This window comes from Robertkochia sediminum, from assembly GCF_016786255.1.
Taxonomy (GTDB): domain Bacteria; phylum Bacteroidota; class Bacteroidia; order Flavobacteriales; family Flavobacteriaceae; genus Robertkochia; species Robertkochia sediminum.
In genome coordinates this window covers 163,133-183,976 of sequence record NZ_JADMKT010000077.1, presented here as the reverse complement: position 1 = coordinate 183,976, position 20,844 = coordinate 163,133, and the positions used below count along the sequence as shown (strand labels likewise).

Genomic DNA, 20,844 nt, shown 5'->3' with positions numbered 1-20,844 from the left:
GGTGTTAAATGGGCAACACTTCTTAAAAAGCCGGAATACTTGTAAAATATCGTAGTTTTGTACGTGTGTTGTCGGGCTAATTTAAGGAAAATCTGACAATATGTATTATGTCATACATAAATATGTTTTAGGAAATTTCTGAATCCACGATATAAAAAAAAGACCTTAATTGCTCAAGGTCTTTTTTTATGTGCTTATATCGTTCTCTCAGCCTGTTTGATTATTCCACAGGCAACATCCAGTAGGAAAAGGCGTAATCTTTAAAAGGCAGCACATATGGCTCCAGTGGTAGTGCCCCCCAGCTGTTAATACTTGCCACACCTTGCTGATACCCATCGATATTCAAATACACCTCCGGTCTTGCATCCAGTTCCCCGGCGTGCTTCTGTCCTTTTTCATCGCCCGAATCCAGGTCTTCCTGGGTGTAATTCAGGGCAGAGAAATGGAAAGGTGTATCACTTGCAAAACGCAATCCCGTTCCATCTTCTCCGGTGATCTCCATCCAGCGTACCTCCAGCTTATTTCCGGTTTCCTGCGGACGTATATACGGGAAGTACTGTTCTGCTACGGTCTGCTTGTAGATGCCCACTTTAGCCGCATGCTGACGATCGGCATAAGCCTCGTATGGCCCCTTACCATAGAAGGACAGTCGCTTATAGCTTTCAGGAAGCACCATTCGGTTTCCAAAACGGAACAGGTTCGGGTGCGATCCTTTGATCGCCCGCAGTTGGTTATCTACCTTAACCGCCCCATTGCCATAGATCGTGTAGGTCATCACCACTTTGGCGTCGCCTTCCAGTAGCGTTCGCTCCACCACTACCTTAACGGTAGCGGCATTGACCTTTTCAATATCGATCTTCACTTCTCCTTCTTTCCCGGCATGCTTCCACACCTTGTAACGCTTCTGCGTCTGGGCACCGTAATCATTGTCGTTAGGTGCTCGCCAGAAATTCACCTCCGGGCCGGCGGTGATCAGGTCTTTTTCGTTATAAGCATAACGCGTAAGTGCCCCTGAAGCCTTATCAAATTCCAATGCTACGGCAGGCCCCGTTACTTTGATCACATCGCCTTTGGTGTTATACCTCAGTGCATTTGATCCTGCTGAAGGTGCTACAAACTCGGCCGGTTTCAATTCGAATTGCTCGTAGGCTATGGTATAACCAGCCTCCAGCAAAGGCTCTTCTTCCTTCAATTGCACCGAAAGATTCAGGAAGTATTCCGATCCCGGTTTCAGTTGCGTTTTAAATGGAATGGTCAGCTCGCGTTCCTGCTGTGGCACAGTGGTTATATCGCTCATGGTTCCGTTTTCCACTACCTTTCCATCTTCAAGCACCTCCCAGTTCAGGGTATAGTTTGAAAGATCTCTGAAGAAATACCAGTTCTTTAGGGTTACTTTTCCTTCAGCTAATTCCTTGCTGTAGAACTTCACATTCTGGTGCACGTATTTCACCTCGTAGAAATGCGGATTCGGGGTTCTGTCCGGTTGTACGAGTCCGTTATTCAAAAAGTTATTATCACTGGGCGTACCTTCCGGTCCGAAATCACCCCCATAGGCATAGATCTCTCTTCCGTTCTTCAGCGTCTTAAGGCCCTGGTCTACGAAATCCCAGATGAATCCGCCCTGCAACTTATCGTACTTTTCATAAAGGTCCCAGTACTCTTTAAATCCTCCCATACTATTCCCCATGGCATGGGCGTATTCACACTGCACCAAAGGCTTATCGAAGTCGTCATTTTGAGCGTATTCTTCTACGTATTTCGGACTCGCATACATGGGAACATAGAGGTCGGAATTCCACTCCAGTCCTGCTCTTTCGTATTGCACCGGACGCGTAGGGTCCAATTCTTTAGTCCTTAGATAAGTCTTGTAGAAATTGTATCCGTTCCCGGCTTCGTTACCCAATGACCAGATGATCACCGAAGGGTGGTTCTTATCGCGAATCACCATACGTTCTGTTCGCTCTATATGTGCTTTTAACCAGGCAGGATCGTTCCCCAGGGTTCTGTGCAGGGCATACCCCATACCATGAGACTCGATATTGGCCTCATCGATCACATAGATCCCGTACTCGTCACATAACTCGTAGAAATACGGATCGTTAGGATAGTGGCAGGTACGCACGGCATTCACATTGAACTCCTTGAACAGCTTAACATCTTTAAGCATATCTTCCTTAGAGATCACGTGCCCTGTTTCCGGATCGTGCTCATGACGGTTTACCCCCTTAAAGAGGATGGGCTTACCGTTAAGAAAATACTGGCCGTCCCTGATCTCGGTGGTTCTGAAGCCCACCTTTCTTGAAATGGCTTCCAGCACATTCCCTTTCTTGTCTTTAACTTCGATATTCAGGTTATAAAGAGTCGGTTGCTCTGCAGACCAGGCTCTCACCCCTTCTACAAGGGTAGTAAAAGCAAGGGATGTCGTTGTTTCTTCTGACAATTCATAGGCTGAAGAACCGGCATAGACCTCTTCGCCATCTTTGGAAAGGCGAACAGAAACAGATCCTTTTTGCTTTTTCTCCTGCAGACTTTTTACATCTACGGTAAGCTGCAGGTCTCCATCGGCATAGGCATTGACGAGTCCGGCATTGGCCCAATAATCTGCGAGCTGCACCTTAGGCCTGGCGTAGAGATACACATCGCGTTCGATTCCTGAGATCCTCCAGAAATCCTGACATTCGAGGAAACTTCCGTCACTCCATCGGTACACCTCAAGTGCCAGGGTATTCTGTCCCGGCTTTACGAAGTCGGTAATATCGAATTCTGCCGGCAGCTTAGACCCCTGGCTGTACCCCACCTGCTCTCCATTGATCCAGATATAAAAGGCCGATTTTACGGCGCCAAGGTGAATATACACAGCATCGCCACTCCAGGACTCGGGAAGTTCGAAGGTGCGCTTGTATGATCCTACCGGATTATGGCCATCGGGGATATCCGGCGGATTGTTCAGTCCGTTCTGGAATTCAAAGGGCTGGTTCACATAGATCGGAACCCCGAAGCCTTCCACCTCCCAGTTTCCCGGAACTTTAATCGAATTCCATCCCGAGGTATCGTAATCGTTCTTATAGAAATCAACAGGCCTTTCTTCAGGAGACTCACTGTAATTAAACTGCCACTGTCCGTTCAATAACAGGTAATTTTCTGCTTTGTCCAGCTCATTGGCCTGCGCCAGTTTTGCAGAACGGTACGGAAAAAAGCTGGAACGGGCCGGCAGCTTATTGATCTGTACTACATCCGGGTTTTCCAGTACCGGATCCAGGGTCTGGGCGGTTACGGCCAGGCTGCTGAGACAGCCCACAAAGCTGATCAAACGTATAAATGAATTTCTCAAATTTTGAAAGATTTAGGTATAGTATTCGTTTTGATTGTTTTCTTAATTATTTCAACTGTTTTTTCACCACCTGCTTCCAGCGAACATACCCGGCTTCACTAAGATGGAGTCCGTCGTAGGTATACCCTGCTTTTAAATACCCCTTGCGATCGCGCATGGCTTTATGCAGATCGATGAATTCTACTGCCATGGCTTTTGCGAGTTGTTCCAGGCGAGCGTTGGCTTCAAGGATCTTTTGGGAATTGGCCTTATGACCACTAAACCGATCGCCAACCATAGGGTTTACCGGTAATATGCTCTGCACGTATATTCGGGTATCTGCTGATGCTTGCTGAAGGGCTTCCACAATGGCTTTTACACCCGAAACGACGTATTCCACACGCTTTCCACGTGCCAGGTCGTTGGTACCGACCAGCAGGAAAATCTTATCGGGTTGTAAGGCGGTGACTTCGCCGATGCGGTTCAGGATCCCATCGGTAACATCGCCACTGATCCCGCGGTTGACCACAGGTCTTTTCGGGAACAGAGCCTTCCAATTCCCGCCTTCGGTAATACTGTTCCCTAAAAAGACGATCGCTCCCGGAGCAACATCTTCACCTTGAAACAATTCAAGACGTTGGTAGTAATGGTCGGAATAGTTTTTTTGTACTTCCCGGGCAACTCCACTTACTGTTTCCTTCTGAGCATTGCCCAAAAAAGGGATCAGTAAAGAACAGATCACTGCGAGAAGGTGTATCCGGTTTTTGATAGGTATTGCAATATTCATGCTATTCATTTGAAAAAGTGGATGCTGGTAACCCCGAATCGTTGGTTAAGTTTCCATGGGTAAAGGAGCTATAACCATAACGCACATACCTGGGGTGTTCGATTCCATCAGCCTTTAAGATCAGGGTATTGTTTTTGATCGAGGCCTCCGCCTCCACAAACACCTTATCACTCCCGGCGATATAGATATCCTTTACCGGTTGACCGTCTGTTGTACTTAAGCCATTAGCATGGGTAAAATGTACTTCGAGCCGGTCACCGATAACGTTCACAAAATCGAATAAAGGTCCGGAGAACTCCATCGTAAAGTTATAAGTATTTGCCAGAACCACACGGGCCAGGCGTGATCCTACGATCCATTTTTGCTTTGGATGTACATCGGTGGGGTGCCCGACATCAGAAGAAACTGCCATCCCGCTATGGCTGAGTGCGGCAAGTTTGCGCTGGGAATCACGAAAAGTCCCCCAATGCGGCCGCTCTATACTGCTTAGCTGTACAAAATACCACGGCATTTCAGGATCATTAAAGTGACTGCGCCAATCATCAAGCAGCATCCTGAACAATCTTGAATGCAGCTCAGTATGCTCTGCGTTAGACTCCCCCTGGTACCAGATCACTCCCTTAAAATTATAGCCAGTAAGTGGATAAACTCCGGCATCGAATAAAAAGGTGGGATCGTAAGGATGCCTGTTCTTTAAGTACTTATCACCGTTAAAATTCTCCGATTTGCGCTGTGCAACCCAGGAATCTGTAAGTGGGTTCATCCAGCTGTCGTTCAACATACTTATGGTCTCATGGGCGGTCTCCATACGTTCCCTGCTAATAAACGCCTGGGTGGGAGCCCCTCCTACAGCATTACAGATCACGCCTACGGGTACCTGCAACTCCTTTTGCAGGTTATAGGCATAGGCATAGGCCACGGCCGAAAAATTCTTTAGCACCTCGGGGGCGTTGTTGGTCCACCCCGAATATTCAAAATAATCGGCAGCATTACACAGGGCGAGATCTTCCTTAGAGAAGACTCCCGATTTTAACACCTTGGGATCCATGGAATGCACAAATACCTGGTCGTTAATTGAATCCCGCAACACCGTTTCGGCTGAAGCCATCTGATGCATTTTAAAATCCATATTGGACTGTCCCGAGGCCAGCCAGACCTCGCCCACATATACCTCTTTAAAAACAATAGCTTCTGAATGCTCAGAACTGATGCTCAAGGTATAAGGGCCTCCGGCTTCCATGGCAGGAAATACCACCTCCCAGGTTCCATTTGGCTGTGGTGTGGCAGAACCCTTAGATCCATTGAATGCCACAGTGACCATATCATCAGGACTTGCGGTTCCGGATATCCTGATGGGCTCGTGGCGTTGCAACACCATTTGCTCTCCGTAAAGTTTTGATACTTTTAATTCCCCGTGATCCCCGGTAATGGCCGAGTACACCTTTTGGGCGATCACAGCTGCCCCTTTTCTGGTGGGGTGCAACTGATCCGGAAAGTACTCAGGATAGCGGTATAAGGGGTCATGCAGGTCGATTAGCCCTACCCCTGCTGCTGCTGCTGCTACCGCTTCGATCTTCGCCTGGATCTCTATAAAGTTCTCCCGCATCCCTTCTTCGAACCAGTGGTGGCCTGAAAAGGTCGGGGTCATCCTGCAGATGAACACCTTTGGCTGTGATGGCAAAGCCCTGTATTGCCCGATCATCTCCAGGTAATCACCTACAAACTCCTCTTTATGCTCCGGCCAGTTGTTATTGCCCTGATCGTTGAGACCTAAATGAATTACCACGATATCCGGATCAAAAGCTTTCGACGCTTCAAAAACCTCCTTCTCCCAGTAAGGTTTATGTCCGTTTTTAAGCATGGTTGCCCCGGAGTATCCAAAATTACCTACCTCATAATCTGCTCCAAGCATCTTTTGCAGTTGGGCAGGGTAACTAAACTCTTCCCTGTTCTCAATGCCATAGCCATAGGTTACACTATTCCCCACACAGGCTACCTTCACTTTTTGGGCAAAAGCGCTTGAGATCGTTCCGACCCCTATTAGCACCCAAACCAGCCATGTAAGCATTATGCCAACTGCGACATCTACGATACTCTTGTTTTTATTTGCTACCATCGGTCTGCTTATCGGTTTTCGTTGGCTTCAGCCTCGTATTAAACTGCAGATCTGTTACCTCCTTAACATTTTCACCATCTACACTTACAGGGATACAGGTAAACATCCACTTCCATGAAGTGCCTCCATGGGGTATTTTCAGCAAGACGGTATTCCAACCTTTTTTGAGCGGAACTTTGGTGGGCTCCCTGTAAAAGTAATCTTCATCCACGAAGGGGATCTCACCGGTATCAGCGCCTAAATTGGGTTGTTTCCATACCGGGGGTTCGATCTCCTTGCCATTTACCCATACTTTAGGGTTGGTGGTATGCCATTGCCCTAAATCTGGTGTCGGCCCACCCCGCCTGCCGGACCGGGACCAACCCTGAAAACCGATCCAGAAATCCTGAACCCTGTCTTCGGGAGCATAAACATTGGTGTAGGCATAATAGGTACCTTCCTTTTTTTCTGTAAGGGCAGGAAAACCGAAAAAGTGCTTCAGATGTATCGTAGCCCCAACAATGGAGTCTTTCCAGCGATAGGTTTCACGATCTACCGTATATTCCTCATCTATAATTTCTTCAACAGGAAAGTAACCCTGCACATCACCCCCGTGATCGAACGGTCCGATAACCTTCCATCGGGTACCTGTTTGTTTGATATAAGGAAATTCCTTATCCTTAAAAAAGTGATCCCTGTGTACCAACACCTTTTCTTCGAAAGCTTCAAAGGAGGCGAACTCAGGGGTCGAAGGATTTGGAAGTTGCGCCCAAAATTCAGGCTTATCTTCCTGCCTTCCTTTCCAGATCGCATCGGCATAGAACAACATGGACGGATAAACCGGATTCTGTTTTAGCACATCCCTTTCCGGGCCTATGGCATTATCGGGCCAGGCACATAAGATACCTCCAAGAGCTACTTCATCACCCACCGGCTGACGGCAGGGTTGCTGAAAGTACAGACGGGACATTCCCGCAAAAGGGTCCAGATGATTTACATAATTGCTTCTCGAATCAATAAACCGATGTCCTTCCCTGGGCGGATGTGACGCCCAAAGCTGACTTATGGAGGTGGAATCCCGGGGAATGGTAATCCCCTGTTTCCATACCACCACTTCTCGGCCATCATCTTTTATGAGGTTCATGATATCCAGGATCACATCTTCAGCCACCTGCTCTTTTCCCATTTTCACCTCGTCGGTGCCAATATGAACAAAGGGCATCTCTTCAGGATCGGCCAGGCTCATAAGTTCTGCAAACAGATCCAGTAAAACAGGCTTCACACGGGGGTGAGTCATATTCTCGAATCCAAAGGCCTTTCTGAATGCCTCGGTATGCCCCGGAATATCCAATTCCGGGATCACGGTGATATGGCGCGCTTTGCAGTAAGCCAGGACCTCCTTAAAATCTTCATGTGAGTAGAATTTACCTTTTTTTCTGGAAGTAGCCTCAGGAGATTGGAGCTCCGGGTACCTTTTACTCTCAAGTCTCCACCCCGGATTATCGGTCAAATGCCAGTGAAACACATTGTATTTGTACAAAGCCATGAGCTCCAGCTGCTCTTTAAGCAGGTCGAGGGACTGGAAATTTCGTCCGGTATCATGCATGAATCCGCGAACGGCAAAAGCCGGCCAATCGGTAATGGCGATCTGTGGTAAAACTCCTTTTCCCTGCTTAGACCGAAAGAGCTGTTTCAGGGTTTGTATTCCATAAAATGCCCCTTGCGAAGTGGCTGCGGTGATTCGAACCCTTTCATCAATGGTAAGCTCGTAGCCTTCCTTATTTCCGTTAGCGACCCCTTCTTTTTGGCGCAATTCGATCTTCATGCCACCGTTAGAAGGAGTAAGGTTTTGCTGCTGAAAGAACGCCTCCAGTTGCGCCCCCTCCTTTTGGAAACCTCCTGCATCAAGCATAAAGGAATCAAAGAACAATTCCTCTTCGCTATAGACCGCCTGCTGGGGTGTTGGAATAACAGGATACGCCTTTTCCAGACCGGAATCGGGGGTTGTTACCGAACACCCGGTAACCAGAAAGAACAAGACAAGCAAGAAGAACAAGGAAAACAGACCCCAACGAACACGCAAACCGTCGCTTACAGAACACTTCATGGTAACGATCACTTTTTAGAATAGGTATCCTTCCCGTCTGTTAACCAGTTCAATGAAAAACGGACAAAATCATTTCTGGTATGTCCATCCTTTTCGAAGAACAAACCAATATCGCCATTCTCCAGGATCGTTAATGAAGAATAGGCAGAAGATTCAGGATAGATCGTTTTCCCCATACCCCAGGTCTTGCCTTCATCATAACTTACGCGCACCGTCATATTTACCCGACCATTACTTGAACTGGCATTGGAAAAGAGCAAGCGATTCTTATCATCTCCATCCTCTATAGATGTATAGCGAATAATACTCGCATTACACCCCGGGTCGGTGAGATAGGGCGCTTCTTCGGTTGTCCAGGACTTTCCTCCATCATTTGAAGTATGTACGAATCGCATCCCGGCACCATTGACCCTGGCATTGATCATGAGGGTACCATCTGCAAGCTCAACAAGTTTAGACTCATCGGCAGGCATGATGGGCGCATCGAGCAAATACCACGACTTTCCATGATCGTCGCTACCAAAAACATGCAAACCGTTTTTAAGATTCACCAGTGTATGCAGCAATTTCCCGTCACGCGTTTGAATACCGCGACCGGAAGTGATGAACTTAAAGTCGGTATGCCATTCCGGTTTTGAAATTTGGGAAGTGATATCAACAGGTTCAGACCATGTTTTCCCGTTATCGGAACTCTTTACCACATGTAAATAATACACATCACGCTCTGTTTCCAGATTCATATAATTATAAAACATAAAGATCTCACCCGTTTCGCGATCAACGACCATGGAAGGGTCGGATGCTGATCGACCTTCAGGAAAATCAACCACCATCTCAATATCAGACCATGTACTTCCATTGTCTTCACTTCTTCTAACAATAATGTTGATGTTCCCACTCCACTTCAGATCTCCGCAATTGGGTACCCGTTGATCGATAGCAGCCACAAGATCACCATTCGGTGCAGTGACAATTGCAGGGATACGGTAACAATCAACCCCCTCTTCCATGCCTTTTTCAAACAGGGTAATAAACTCAGGAGCCTCGATCTCTTTTACAGGCTCAACATCTTTTACCTGAGTTCCACAGGAACCTAAGGCCAACAAAGCCAATAAGGCTAAACGCTTTTTAATCATCTTATTCAATGCTTTAAGTTTAGGAGTATTATTTTGTTTTTGCTTCAATTTTCTCGAAGGAACGCCAACACTGATACATGGCCCTTGGCACATGGAAACACCCTTTCCATTTACCCCCTTTAAGGTTCAACAGGACTTCTCCCCGCCGGTTCAGATAACCAAACCACTCTCCGTTTTCGGGATCTGAAAAATGTGACCAGGCGTATTCATGTACTTTCTCATACCATTTTTTAACCTCCGGATTCCCGGTATGTTCCCAGGCCTTGGCCAAGGCCACCAACGTTTCCAAATGCACCCACCAGAGCTTTTGATCCCATTCCAATTGCTGCGGAGGAAAGCCTTTGGCATCCAAAAAGTAAAAGATGCCTCCATATTGCTTATCCCAACTGTAATCAAGAATATTCAATATGGTTTCTGCGGCCTTATCGATGAGGACGCGGTCGTTCTTGCGAACGCCGATATCGATCATGAACCACATGGCTTCGATCCCATGTCCGGGATTCAACAACCTGCCGTTAAAACTGTCGTCATGACTCCCGTCGGGGAGCACATTCTCAAATATTAATCCGCTTTCCTTATCCAGAAAAACTTCCATAACCTGTTTAACGCTATAATCGATGGTACTATCCACCTCTTCCGGCAACAGGATATCTTCCAACTCCAACACCAAATTCGACAAGATCATGGGCAATGAAAACCCTTGTAAAGGGCGTATTCCCGTATTCTTTTCATAGGGCCCTTTGGGATTATCCTTTCTCGAAAGAATATTAAAATATGTCTTTCTCGCAAGCTCCTTAGCCTCTTCGTCATTGGCAGCGATCGCATACTGACTAAAAGCCATGGCCGCAAAACAATCTGAAAAGATGTTATAGGCCTTGACCAGAGGCTCACCTGTCCTCGTGACCGAGAAATAGAAGTTCCCCTGTTCATCCATACCGTATTCCCTCAAAAAATCGATTCCGCTTTTGGCAATATCAAGCCATTTCGGATTCTTCTCGACCTTATTGTACAACATGGAAAACAACCATGCCTGCCGGCCCTGAAGCCAAAGGAATTTGTCCTTGTCGAATACCCTACCCTTATGATCCAAACAGGTAAAGTACCCGCCATACTCCTTATCTAAAGAATTTTTCTCCCAAAAAGGAATAATATCATTCAACAAAGTATTTTTATAGCGCTCGCTGTAGCTCATTTTTACGGTTCTAAGGTTACTTTTATAAAGAAAGATTCTATTTTTGCATTATGTTATACATATTACCAAAACTAATGAATAAATTTTATTAATTTAACCCACGATATAAATAAATTCTGATGAAAAAGGACCTAAACATAACACCTCTTAAGAATCTTAGTCTTGTAGATAAGGTTGAAATGCGTATTACCGATTACATCAAGGAAAACAATCTTGAAGTGGGTGACGCCATCCCGAAAGAATTACAATTCGCCGAGGCTTTAGGAGTAAGCCGTACTGTGGTACGTGAGGCTTTATCACGACTGCGTACCATCGGGATCATAGAGTCCAAAAAACACAAAGGGATGGTGCTTTCGCATCCCGACTTCATTGAGAATTTTGAAAAGGTCATTGAAACCAACCTACTCGGGGATCAAACTTTGAAAGATATCTATGAACTCCGCCTGATCCTGGAAATGGGCATGGTCGATCTGTTATTCGCCAGAAAAACAGAAAAAGATCTTGAAGAGCTGGAAGAGATCGTTGACCTTATGGAAGCCAACAACGACGATTCCACATTCTTTGAACTGGAAAGTGAGGTCGCCTTTCACGGAAAGCTCTACGAGATGTGTGGCAATACTACCCTACTTCGCTTCCAAAATTTACTATTACCGGTATTTCAATATGTACAGGAACACAAGTTACCGGATGCGGAGTCGTACCAGTACTCCAAAAAATTCACCACCCACCGGGAATTGCTCAATTACCTGAAGCAGGACAACATCAAGGCATTCCGCAAAGGGCTTTCCAACCACCTTGAACCCCATTTCGCGAAGGCCCTCGAAAATACTAGATCCTAACCTTTATCACGATCTTCTTAAGCTCAGAGACAGCATCCATCGTAATTTCGGGCAAGTGAAGATCTTCCGGATATAAAATTGCGAACATACCGGACTCAAGAGTAACCACTTCATAAGACGCTTTAAACAAGGCGTAGTCATCCTTTTCATCATAAGCCTTCACAGGAGCCCCTCCATTTAAGGGCGCTACCCCTATTTGCTCTGTACCTTCGATCACATAGTGCAGATCAATATATTGACGATGCGCTTCCAGCAACGCTTCAGATTGCTCAATTTTCCTTGTCTTCCCCTCTTTTACGATCATGTACACATCATCGCCATGAATACCATAGGCCCCGGAAACCAGGCTCTCAAAATTCATTGAATTTAAATGTTCAAGAGCCATATCCAGGTTGCTATGAAGGCCCTTATGTTTACCACTGTTCTCTATTTTATCTATGATCATCTTTACATTTTTTTTATAAAAAAACCAGGTAATATCATTACCCGGTTTTTTTACACTAACTATTTGACTATTTACCTAAATACTCGGACAAGCCGATGTCTTCAAGTTCTTTATGAATGTCCTTATAGACGTCTTCTCCAACGGTCGCATGCGGGAACCTGCTGGGTCCGCAATTTATACCATAGGTTTTCATAAACCCTTTGGCCACTCCGTTAAATCCGCCCTTACTGTTGAGGATCTCAACAAAGCGAATGGCTTTGGTTTGCAGCTGTGCTGCCTCTTCCATGTTCCCTGCTTCGAAGAGGGATTTGATCTTGTAGTAAAGTGAAGGGATGTGATTATAGGTACTTCCTACCCACCCCTTTGCTCCCAGCGGTAAACTGGATAAGAATACTTCGTCAAACCCAAAAAGGATGTTGTATTTACCTCCTTCAAAATTCATGGAGTGCAGGTAATCGATCAGGTTGTTATTGGTAAACTTGATCCCTTCGAAGGTAGGAATTTCCTTTGGAGCGATCTCCAGGAATTCGCGCATATTAAGTTCTGCCCCACTTAATACCGGGATGTGGTAATAGTAGAATGGCAAATTAGGAGCAGCCGCAGCAACTTCCTTACAATAAGCCACTAACTTCTCTATACTGTTCAACCTGAAATAATAGGGTGCCAATACCGAAATGGCGTCGACCTTATCGGCCGCATGCGCTGCCAATTCTTTAGCCACCTTCACACTGGGATCTCCCACATGATCGATGAGGTACAACCTGTCGCTCTTGCACTGTGCCCAAGCGGTGGTAATGGCCTTACGCTCCTCGGTGGTCAGGGAGACAAAATCGCCCGTAGACCCGTTCATAAAAACCCCGGAGACCTTATTGCCAATCAAGTATTCAGCATAATCCACAATGATCCCGGTATTCAGGGAACCATCCTGGTGCATGGGTGCGTAGGTTGCGGCAATTAAATTCTCTAATTTCATTTCTATGCTAATGTTGCTTTACAGCAGGGTTACGGCGTCAATCAAAGAGGGGAACAGAGCTCTCCACTCCCCTCAAATTGACACCAACTCAATTAAAATAAATCAAGAACTTAATTGGTATAACCTGGAGTCTGCTCAAGCAGCGGATTCCTTCCGATCATATCTTCTGTGATCGGGAGAAGCAGCTTGTACTCATCTCCAGGATTCAGGAATACAATATTGTCGATAACGTAGTTGTCTCCGGCTCTGCGAAGATCCCACCAACGCTTACCTTCCCCGATAAACTCTTTATATCTTTCATCAAGGATGGCAACGGTATTTTCTTCTTCAGAACCATTGGTATACGCGTGAACAGCAGGATCATAGTTTTCACCATACGCACGCTCACGGATCTGGTTGATCTCAGCAGAAGGATCTTCTCCCAGGTAGTTCTTTGCCTCAGCGATCATGAGTAACACATCGGCATAGCGGTAAAGTGGTACATCATTTTCGAAGATACGCTCTGAACCGTCTACCCGACCGAGGAACTTTTTGAAGATCGAACCAAAATATGCAGGTTCGTTATATGTTGGATACCCAGCCCCCCCGTTATCATCGATATACAATCTGATAAAGGTGCCATCTTTTCTGGCATCGTCATTATCATCCAGTAATAAAATGGTCTTCTCTGACTGTCCGTAACGGTTAGCACCATTGATCACAAAATCGATCATGGATTCTCCGGCGTCGTTGAATTGCGGATTGATCTCGGTACTTCTTCCGGTAAAGCTGTTATAGAAATTTGAAGCTTCATCCTGCTTGTACTGAATGGCAAAGATAAACTCACTATTTTCTTCATTGGCTACACTCCAAAGCTCAGGGATTGATGGTGCGAGCGCTATCCCAAGGGATCCGATTTGTTCAAGAGCAGCTTTTGCCTCATTAAAATCGGCACTACCTCCACCGAGGACATTCCCGGACCAGAGGTAAGCATCTCCTTTTAACGCCAGGGTAGCAGCCTTAGACCAGTAGATCTTTTGTCCTCTGTAAAATCCGTCATTCGACCCAAAATAGGTCAGGGAGGTTTCCAGATCTGCTTTGATCTGCGCCATAACATCGGCTTGTGGTGCACGTGGCATACTCAGTCCGTCGGCATCCACAGAAGCCAATGGCTCCAAAATGATCGGCACATCTCCCCAGGTTTTGATCAGGGTATAATAATACCAGGCTCTGAGTCCGAATGCCTGCCCTAATAGTTGTGACTTTTCAGCATCATCAACAAAGGAAATGTTTGGCACATTCTTGATAAAATCGTTCACCCTGTGAATATTGGTATAAAGTCCTGCCCATCCTCCGTAAGGAGCTGTAGAAACGGTAATATTCGATTCGATCAGGTTAACGCTGGCAGGAGACTCATAGGTTCTCCCTCCCCAGATGTCACTTCGTATCTCTCCCAGCGACCAAAAGGTCCCGGCACTGGATCTCAGGTTTGCATACAAACCGGTATGAGCGGCTTTTGCTCCTTCTTCAGTATCCCAAAATCCTGCTGCTGTGAGCTGACTCGGACTAGTAAGTTCCAATTCACTTTCACAAGCAGTAAATGTCATTAAAGCAATTATGAAATAAATGTACTTTTTCATCGATTTAATTTTTAAAATGTTACGTTAAGACCCATGGTGAATGTGATCGGCATAGGGAACTGTCCGTACTGTACTCCTCCAACTTCAGGTGTATCTCCACTCACACTCTTGAAATAATGCAGGTTCGTTCCGGTGAGGTAAATGCTCAAGTTCTTGATCGCATCGTCAAAATACCTTGTAGGCACATTATAGCTCAAAGTAACTTCTCTCAACGCCAGGTAATCTCCTTTTTCCCAGAACTGTGCATTACCGAAGTTTTGCAAGCTACTGGAACCTTCATTCCCTCTCCATACGTTCTTCGATCCGTTAACAAATACAAAACGTGGCCAGTCGGTCACTGTATTATCAGGAGTCCACGAATCCAGCACTTCAATAGGTTGTGCCAGGTTACCTTGTGTTTGTCCGTAACCTTTAGCGCGGATATGGTTCCATACCAAATGCCCTGTAGCGAAGTCGGTCTTCACGAAAAGGTTAAAATTCTTATAGCTAAGGCTAGAGGTAAATCCACCCACAAAATCAGGAGTTGTTCTACCGATCACCTTACGGTCAAGGCTGTTGATCACCCCGTCACCATTCTGGTCTACCCATTTTACGTCTCCGGCCCATCGTTGGTTACGGCTGGCAGCAGGAGCATACTCGTCGGTAATAAAATTATCTGCATCTGCCTCTTCCTGGGTTTCGTAGATCTTATCCTGGATAAAAGCTACTACCAGGTCGCCTCCAAAACGCTGACCTTCTTGTAATCCTCCAACCCATTCTTCTTGTCCGGTTTCCGGATTCCAGATCTGAGTTCCTCCTTGTCTGTTTAGCTCGTTGTCGTTTTCAGGCAGACTCACTACATAGTTTCTGTTCGAAGTAAAAGTGGCTCCAAAGTTCCAGTTCCAGTCTTTATTTCTGATGATATCCGCATTCAACTGCAGTTCGATACCCTTATTTCTCAGAGTTCCGTTATTGGTTAGGATCGAACTGAAACCGGTATAGTACGGCAACTGCTGACTGGCGATCTTATCCTTGATATCTCTCGAATACACATCGGTGATCAGGGAGAGTCTGCTATTGAACAATGACAGATCCAAACCGGCATTGAAGGTAGTAGACTTCTCCCAAACCAGGTCAAGGGTAGGTAACGCAGAACTGGCATAACCGGTTTCTCCATTGTAAATTCCTTGCTCCCCGTAAGAACCAAATACGCCATAGTTACTCAAAACACCCTGGTTACCGTTAACCCCATAACTGAACCTTGGCTTTAAGTTGGAGATCACATTGCTTAGGGATGAATTCATAAAGAATTCTTCTTTATGTGCGTTCCATCCCAAAGATACCCCGGGGAAGAATCCGAACTTCTCATTTCCTAATCTTGAAGACCCGTCCCTTCTGAAGGTAAATCCTACCAGGTACTTTCCATCGTAATCGTACAGGAATCTTCCGAAAGTAGACACGATCTTGTATTCTGATTCAGAAGACGATGGAACCCCGTCTGCCTCTGCACCGGCATTCAACGTAGGAATAAGATCGGTTGGTGAGTTTCTCGTCGCTGCAGAAAGGCTAAATCCGTTATCGTGGAAATATTCCGCCCCTAACAATGCATTGATATTGTGCTTCCCAAAACTCTTAAAGTAGTTCAGGGTTCCGGTTAACTGATCTCTTAACGTTCTGCTATGAGACGCACCGGCATTCCTGGTCGTATTCAATGGCCCGGTAGTACTACCTGTTCTGAACGCCTTGTTAAAGCTTTCATTGCTGTTGTTTACGGTAAAGTGACTTGCATTTACAGAAAATAAAAGGTCGTCGAGTATCTTCCAATCCAATCCTACAGAAGCGGTTAAACGCTGCTCCAGATTCTTTCTTAAGAACTTATCCTGGTAGTACAGTGGGTTACCGAATCCGGCATTAGTTCCCACAGCGTACTGATCAGACATCGTACCATCGGGATTGGTATCAAAGGTTCTTGAAGTAGGAGCCTGTCCCTGGAATCTTCTGAATACGGTATTGTCACCTCCAAGCGGACTAAGGCTTAAGTTCGAATGTGAATATAGGATATTAGAGCTCACCTTCACATTATCGGTAACATTGTAAGATCCACTAAATTTCCCAGAGTATCTTTTGAATCCTGATCCCAATACAAGACCATCGTTATCCAACAAACCTAAACCAAGGTAATAGGTTCCGTTCTCATTACCTCCGTCAAAAGACAGGTAATGATCTTTGATCTCACTATCCTGATAGATACGATCTCCAACCCCCTTGTTATCAAAGAATAAAATGGTTTGAGAAGGATCCAGGATATCAGGAATACCAGCCCATCCCGGTTGGTCGAGTAAATACTGATTTTCCGGAGTTAAAAGCTGTGTGGTATAAGGGTCATTAGTCGTGTTATTCCCTGTACCTGCAGAGTTAGCACCGTTTAAGAACGCTCCAAAGGCACCCGGATTACCGGAAACTTCTCTAAACCACTGAATAGCCTGACGGTTATAGTTGATATGATCGGCCGCACCGAGGTACTTCTGATCATTTCGCTCTTCGTTAATACTATACCTGTACTTATAGTTGATCGAAGATTTCCCAACCTTACCGGTTTTGGTGGTTACCAGGATCACCCCGTTCGCTGCTCTGGCACCGTAAATGGCCGTTGCAGCCGCATCCTTTAACACCTCGATAGACTCAACATCATCGGGGTTCAATGCGTAGAATGTAGAAGGTACTCCATCAATAAGGATCAATGGTGAATCGTTGTCACTGAAGTTGGTACCTCCACGAAGTACGATATTAGGCGTAGCACCCGGTTGTCCGGTTGTGTTGGTTACACGTAAACCCGCAACCGTACCCTGTAAGGAAGTTGCAACGTTAGAACGTGTAGAAGTTTCGAGAATTTGCGTATCCAGTTTGGATACCGAAGTGGTAAGTGTTGTTCGCTTCTGGGAACCATAACCCGTTACCACAACCTCATTAAGAACAGATACATCTGACCCTAAGGTTACGTTGATCACGGATTCTGAAGCAACTGTTACCTCCTTACTGGTAAATCCGACAAAAGAAAAAACAAGCACTTCGCCTGTTTCTGCAACAATCGAATATTTCCCATCGAAATCGGTCGAGGTTCCTCGCGGAGTTCCCTTTACGAAGACCGTAGCACCCGGTAAGGGAAGGTTATCCCCTTCTGATACCACCTGTCCTGTAATTACTTTTTCCTGCCCAAAACTGCATATGGGGAGAGCAAAAAGCAAAACTAATATCACATAAGGGATATTAAAGTCTCTTTTTTTCATAGATAGTTATTTAGTTGGTTAAAAAAGTTAACTGCGTATTATGTTATACATAATCCAATTTTAATGCAATTTTCCGAAATATCCACTGTAATTCCTTAAAAGTTTTTAAAATAGCCTCTTATAAATCATAAAAAGACTACAGAAAAAATAAGGCTATTGCCCATAAAAACTAAGTATTCCCAAGGGTTACGAAAACGTTATAGCTGATTAAAATAATTTACAGGTGAGTTATTTTTATTTTGAATAAACCTTTATCCGTTCCTCCAAAGCGAAGAAAAATATGGAAGGTATATGCCGAAAATTATATCCACATAAAAAGGACAGGCCACTGAATCTTCTGCGTTAAAATGAAACGAGACCATCCCGGGCAGTTGCTTCATACCGGTTAAAGGATCAAACAAACCCAACATATGGCAGCTCACTCCTTTGTGAAGCATATGATCCCTAGGGTTAAACCTGTGGTCATAGGGTATAGACAAGAGGGGAAGGACTATGTTATTGGATATGCTATAATCCTAATTTTATACGATTTTACCTATATCATTAGCGTATATCCTACAACTCACTAGCTATGCTTCATTTCGCACAACGTTTTTCACTTCTTTTCTTTCTTATTAGTACATCCCTTTTCAGTCAAACCGATTCTATACAAGTAGATATCACGCAAGGAATTGATCGCCATGATCAGGGACAATACAGGGAAGCCATCGCAATACAATCATGCCATGGCCTGTTTCAATTCTGGATTGCTGGACAAAGCCTATGATTCTGCCTTAAATGCCTTCACTAACAATCCTTCACATTCCAGTAGCCACCTCATCTTAAGTAAGATCATGGATGCGAAGAATTTAAGGATAAAGGCCAAACTACCCCTGTACTATTTCCTCTTACTCGAGCCCCATACGGAACGTGCCGGATTAGAATATGCCACCTTAAGAGGCTACCTTGATCAGGGAGTTTCTAAAACCACTCCTACCAAGATCAATATAAGTATTCCGGTAGCAAGCGACAGCGATTTTTAGTGCTGCTGAAATGATGATATTTATGCTCAAAGCCACCGAAGGCCTTGAAGAGAATAAAGCTAAGACAGACCTGGAGCGTTTTGAAGAGACCAACAAAAATCTCTTTGAGATCCTGGGTAAACTCAAAAAGGATCAGGACGGATTTTGGTGGTACTTTTATGTGCCGGTTTTTGCCGCACTGGCAGAGAACAATGTGGTTCGCCCGTTTAGCTACTACATATCCATTTCGCAGGGTGAGGAGGTACTCCAATGGCTGAAAAAAAATGATGAGCAATTCCAGCAACTGGTAAAACTCATATCTTCAAAAAAGAAACGGCATCTGCAGAAAACGATTAGGTTCATCCACCCGTCTACAGGTATTCCTAATTTGGTTTGCGATAAGCAGTAAGCAGCTAGCAGTGATGCAGTTTGCGGTTTGAATTTTGAGGGAAAACCATAACCCATTATCAACTATTCCCTACTTCCCCATTTCCCTACTTCCCCACTTCCCTACTTCCCTACTTCCCCACTTCCCTACCAGCCTACCTACTTTCCCCCTCTCACCAACAACCAGAGGGTAAAGGCCACCTCTCCCAAAACGCTGGGAATGGCTACCATCGCTAAAAACACATCGGCATAGTTGGCGTAATCGGCCATGGTAAAGTTGGCAAGGGTATCTCCTATATAGGCCAACCCTGCCAGAATGAGAAAAAGAGCGATTACAACCGGCTTCTTGAGGATCTGCCCCAGCAAGACGAGATGCACTCCAAAAAAGAAGAGTCCGATAAGCCAGATGGTATTGAATGTTTCCACCTGGGCAAGTATCTCTTCGGCAGTGCCCGACCCAAGGACAGGTAAAAGGGCAAATACGCCCACTCCCATGATCACTGCATGTATCACCCTGAACCAGGTACTCAGATCGGTGAGCGCATGTTCCTTATACATTTCCTTTAATGCCCAGGCTACGATCACATCGAAAACTGCGGCCAACAAAAAGGCTATGATTCCCCAACGCACAGTGGTAGATGCAGTCGCAACAGTTTCCAAAGGTGAGGAGCGTAAGGACTCTAAGACAAAGAAATTGGCAAATACGGCCAGGAAAAAGATCAGGAGGTAGCTAACTCCTGCGATAATGGCAAGATCTCTTGTTATCATGGTTCTTTTTTAAGCATTAACTATTGTTGCTCAGGGTATAAAAATTTGAGGCCTTCATAGATAGCCACCCGAGGTATCGAACGGTGATCTTCCTCTTGAAAATACTGCCATTTGATATTTGAAGGAAACGCACTTTGCTCCTGCATTGATCGGTATAGCATCTCATGGCGGTCTTTATTCTTCCCCTTCTTAGCTTCCCCCTGGTTGGCGGTGGCGATATAAAGCTTTTTGCGAAAGGCTTCCGGATGGATCGCTGCCACCTTTACCTCCAACACCTCCTCATCCCACCAAATACTGGGATCCATACAGATATAGCCTTCAAAAATGCGCTTCTCATCCATAAAAGCGTTCACCCCCAGTAATCCGCCAAGCGAATGTCCCACAAATATGCGCTGCGGCTTTGTTCGGTACTGTTCGTCGACAATAGGGATAAGCTCTTTTTCGATAAAATCGAGAAAACGCTTCCCCCCACCCATGGTATTCTCACGCTTTGTTTTGATCTTGGTTACCGTAAAATCCCGTTCCCGGTCTACGTTCTCAATCGCGATCACGATCATTTCAGGGCCGGTGCCTTTTGCAGTAGCGTTCAGGGAATCCAACGCCTTCAGGGTGGTCGTGTAATGCACTCCCCCATCCAACAGGATCAATACAGGATACCGTTTATGTGGGTCTTCACGATAAGATCCCGGAAGTTTGAAGAGGCAGGTTCTCTCTTCATTCAATACAGCCGACCGCAGCCGGAAAGTACCTTCCAAGGCCTCTTTCCCTTCCTTCTTATCCACTGGTCCTTGACAACTCACAGCAATCAGCACCAACAGTATAGCTGCTATTTTTAATCCCGGTAACTTCAAGGCCTTCTTACAAAGTATTTCTTTTTTATTCATGGACTTAAAGTAATACTTTCCCTATAAAAATTTCG

At 45.4% G+C, this 20,844-nt stretch carries 15 protein-coding genes; 3 read left to right on the top strand and 12 right to left on the bottom strand.

The features are described from left to right. Window positions 1-220 precede the first annotated feature (220 nt). The 6 genes from IS446_RS10695 to IS446_RS10670 are packed head-to-tail and all read right to left on the bottom strand — an operon-like array spanning window position 221 to window position 10,627. On the bottom strand, window positions 221-3,331 hold the full coding sequence (locus IS446_RS10695) for a glycoside hydrolase family 2 TIM barrel-domain containing protein (RefSeq protein WP_203060546.1): 3,111 nt from the start codon (window positions 3,329-3,331) through the stop codon (window positions 221-223). A gap of 46 nt (window positions 3,332-3,377) precedes the next feature. After that, complete coding sequence (locus IS446_RS10690; protein ID WP_203060545.1) at window positions 3,378-4,097, bottom strand: GDSL-type esterase/lipase family protein; 720 nt, start codon at window positions 4,095-4,097, stop codon at window positions 3,378-3,380. Between the two features lies 1 nt (window position 4,098). Next, the gene (locus IS446_RS10685; protein ID WP_203060543.1) at window positions 4,099-6,213 is read right to left on the bottom strand and encodes a GDSL-type esterase/lipase family protein; all 2,115 of its coding nucleotides are present in this window, start codon (window positions 6,211-6,213) and stop codon (window positions 4,099-4,101) included. Beyond that, window positions 6,200-8,299 (bottom strand): family 20 glycosylhydrolase, encoded by a 2,100-nt coding sequence (locus IS446_RS10680; protein ID WP_203060541.1) that lies wholly within the window; start codon window positions 8,297-8,299, stop codon window positions 6,200-6,202. The genes IS446_RS10685 and IS446_RS10680 overlap by 14 nt, the downstream gene beginning before the upstream one ends. 8 nt (window positions 8,300-8,307) lie before the next feature. Next, entirely contained in the window at window positions 8,308-9,435 is a 1,128-nt protein-coding gene (locus IS446_RS10675; protein ID WP_235996482.1) for a sialidase family protein, read from the bottom strand. A 28-nt stretch (window positions 9,436-9,463) separates the two neighbouring features. After that, on the bottom strand, window positions 9,464-10,627 hold the full coding sequence (locus tag IS446_RS10670; RefSeq protein ID WP_203060540.1) for an AGE family epimerase/isomerase: 1,164 nt from the start codon (window positions 10,625-10,627) through the stop codon (window positions 9,464-9,466). Window positions 10,628-10,746: 119 nt separating this feature from the next. Here IS446_RS10670 and IS446_RS10665 point away from each other — a divergent pair, with 119 nt between their 5' ends. Beyond that, window positions 10,747-11,466, top strand: coding sequence for a FadR/GntR family transcriptional regulator (locus IS446_RS10665; RefSeq protein ID WP_203060538.1), 720 nt, complete (start codon window positions 10,747-10,749; stop codon window positions 11,464-11,466). Here IS446_RS10665 and IS446_RS10660 read toward each other — a convergent pair. The 4 genes from IS446_RS10660 to IS446_RS10645 form a co-directional block, all read right to left on the bottom strand. Beyond that, complete coding sequence (locus tag IS446_RS10660) at window positions 11,456-11,911, bottom strand: YhcH/YjgK/YiaL family protein (protein ID WP_203060536.1); 456 nt, start codon at window positions 11,909-11,911, stop codon at window positions 11,456-11,458. The two genes, IS446_RS10665 and IS446_RS10660, sit on opposite strands and share 11 nt — an antisense overlap. Window positions 11,912-11,978: 67 nt before the next feature. Then, window positions 11,979-12,884 (bottom strand): dihydrodipicolinate synthase family protein, encoded by a 906-nt coding sequence (locus tag IS446_RS10655; RefSeq protein ID WP_203060535.1) that lies wholly within the window; start codon window positions 12,882-12,884, stop codon window positions 11,979-11,981. A 110-nt stretch (window positions 12,885-12,994) separates the two neighbouring features. Next, complete coding sequence (locus IS446_RS10650; protein WP_203060533.1) at window positions 12,995-14,503, bottom strand: RagB/SusD family nutrient uptake outer membrane protein; 1,509 nt, start codon at window positions 14,501-14,503, stop codon at window positions 12,995-12,997. 11 nt (window positions 14,504-14,514) lie between these two features. Then, window positions 14,515-17,769: a SusC/RagA family TonB-linked outer membrane protein gene (locus IS446_RS10645; RefSeq protein ID WP_203060532.1), complete on the bottom strand. Its 3,255-nt coding sequence runs from the start codon at window positions 17,767-17,769 to the stop codon at window positions 14,515-14,517. A gap of 680 nt (window positions 17,770-18,449) precedes the next feature. On the opposite strand from IS446_RS10645, the gene IS446_RS10640 reads away from it, so the two are divergent. Together IS446_RS10640 and IS446_RS10635 are read left to right on the top strand one after the other, a co-directional pair. Then, a complete protein-coding gene (locus IS446_RS10640; protein WP_203060530.1) occupies window positions 18,450-18,791 on the top strand; it encodes a hypothetical protein in 342 nt (113 codons plus the stop codon). Between the two features lie 10 nt (window positions 18,792-18,801). After that, window positions 18,802-19,179: a hypothetical protein gene (locus IS446_RS10635; RefSeq protein WP_203060528.1), complete on the top strand. Its 378-nt coding sequence runs from the start codon at window positions 18,802-18,804 to the stop codon at window positions 19,177-19,179. A 137-nt stretch (window positions 19,180-19,316) separates the two neighbouring features. On the opposite strand, the gene IS446_RS10630 is transcribed toward IS446_RS10635, so the two are convergent. Beyond that, window positions 19,317-19,925: a DUF4386 domain-containing protein gene (locus tag IS446_RS10630; RefSeq protein WP_203060527.1), complete on the bottom strand. Its 609-nt coding sequence runs from the start codon at window positions 19,923-19,925 to the stop codon at window positions 19,317-19,319. Between the two features lie 20 nt (window positions 19,926-19,945). After that, the gene (locus IS446_RS10625; RefSeq protein WP_203060525.1) at window positions 19,946-20,809 is read right to left on the bottom strand and encodes an alpha/beta hydrolase; all 864 of its coding nucleotides are present in this window, start codon (window positions 20,807-20,809) and stop codon (window positions 19,946-19,948) included. Window positions 20,810-20,844 lie beyond the last annotated feature (35 nt).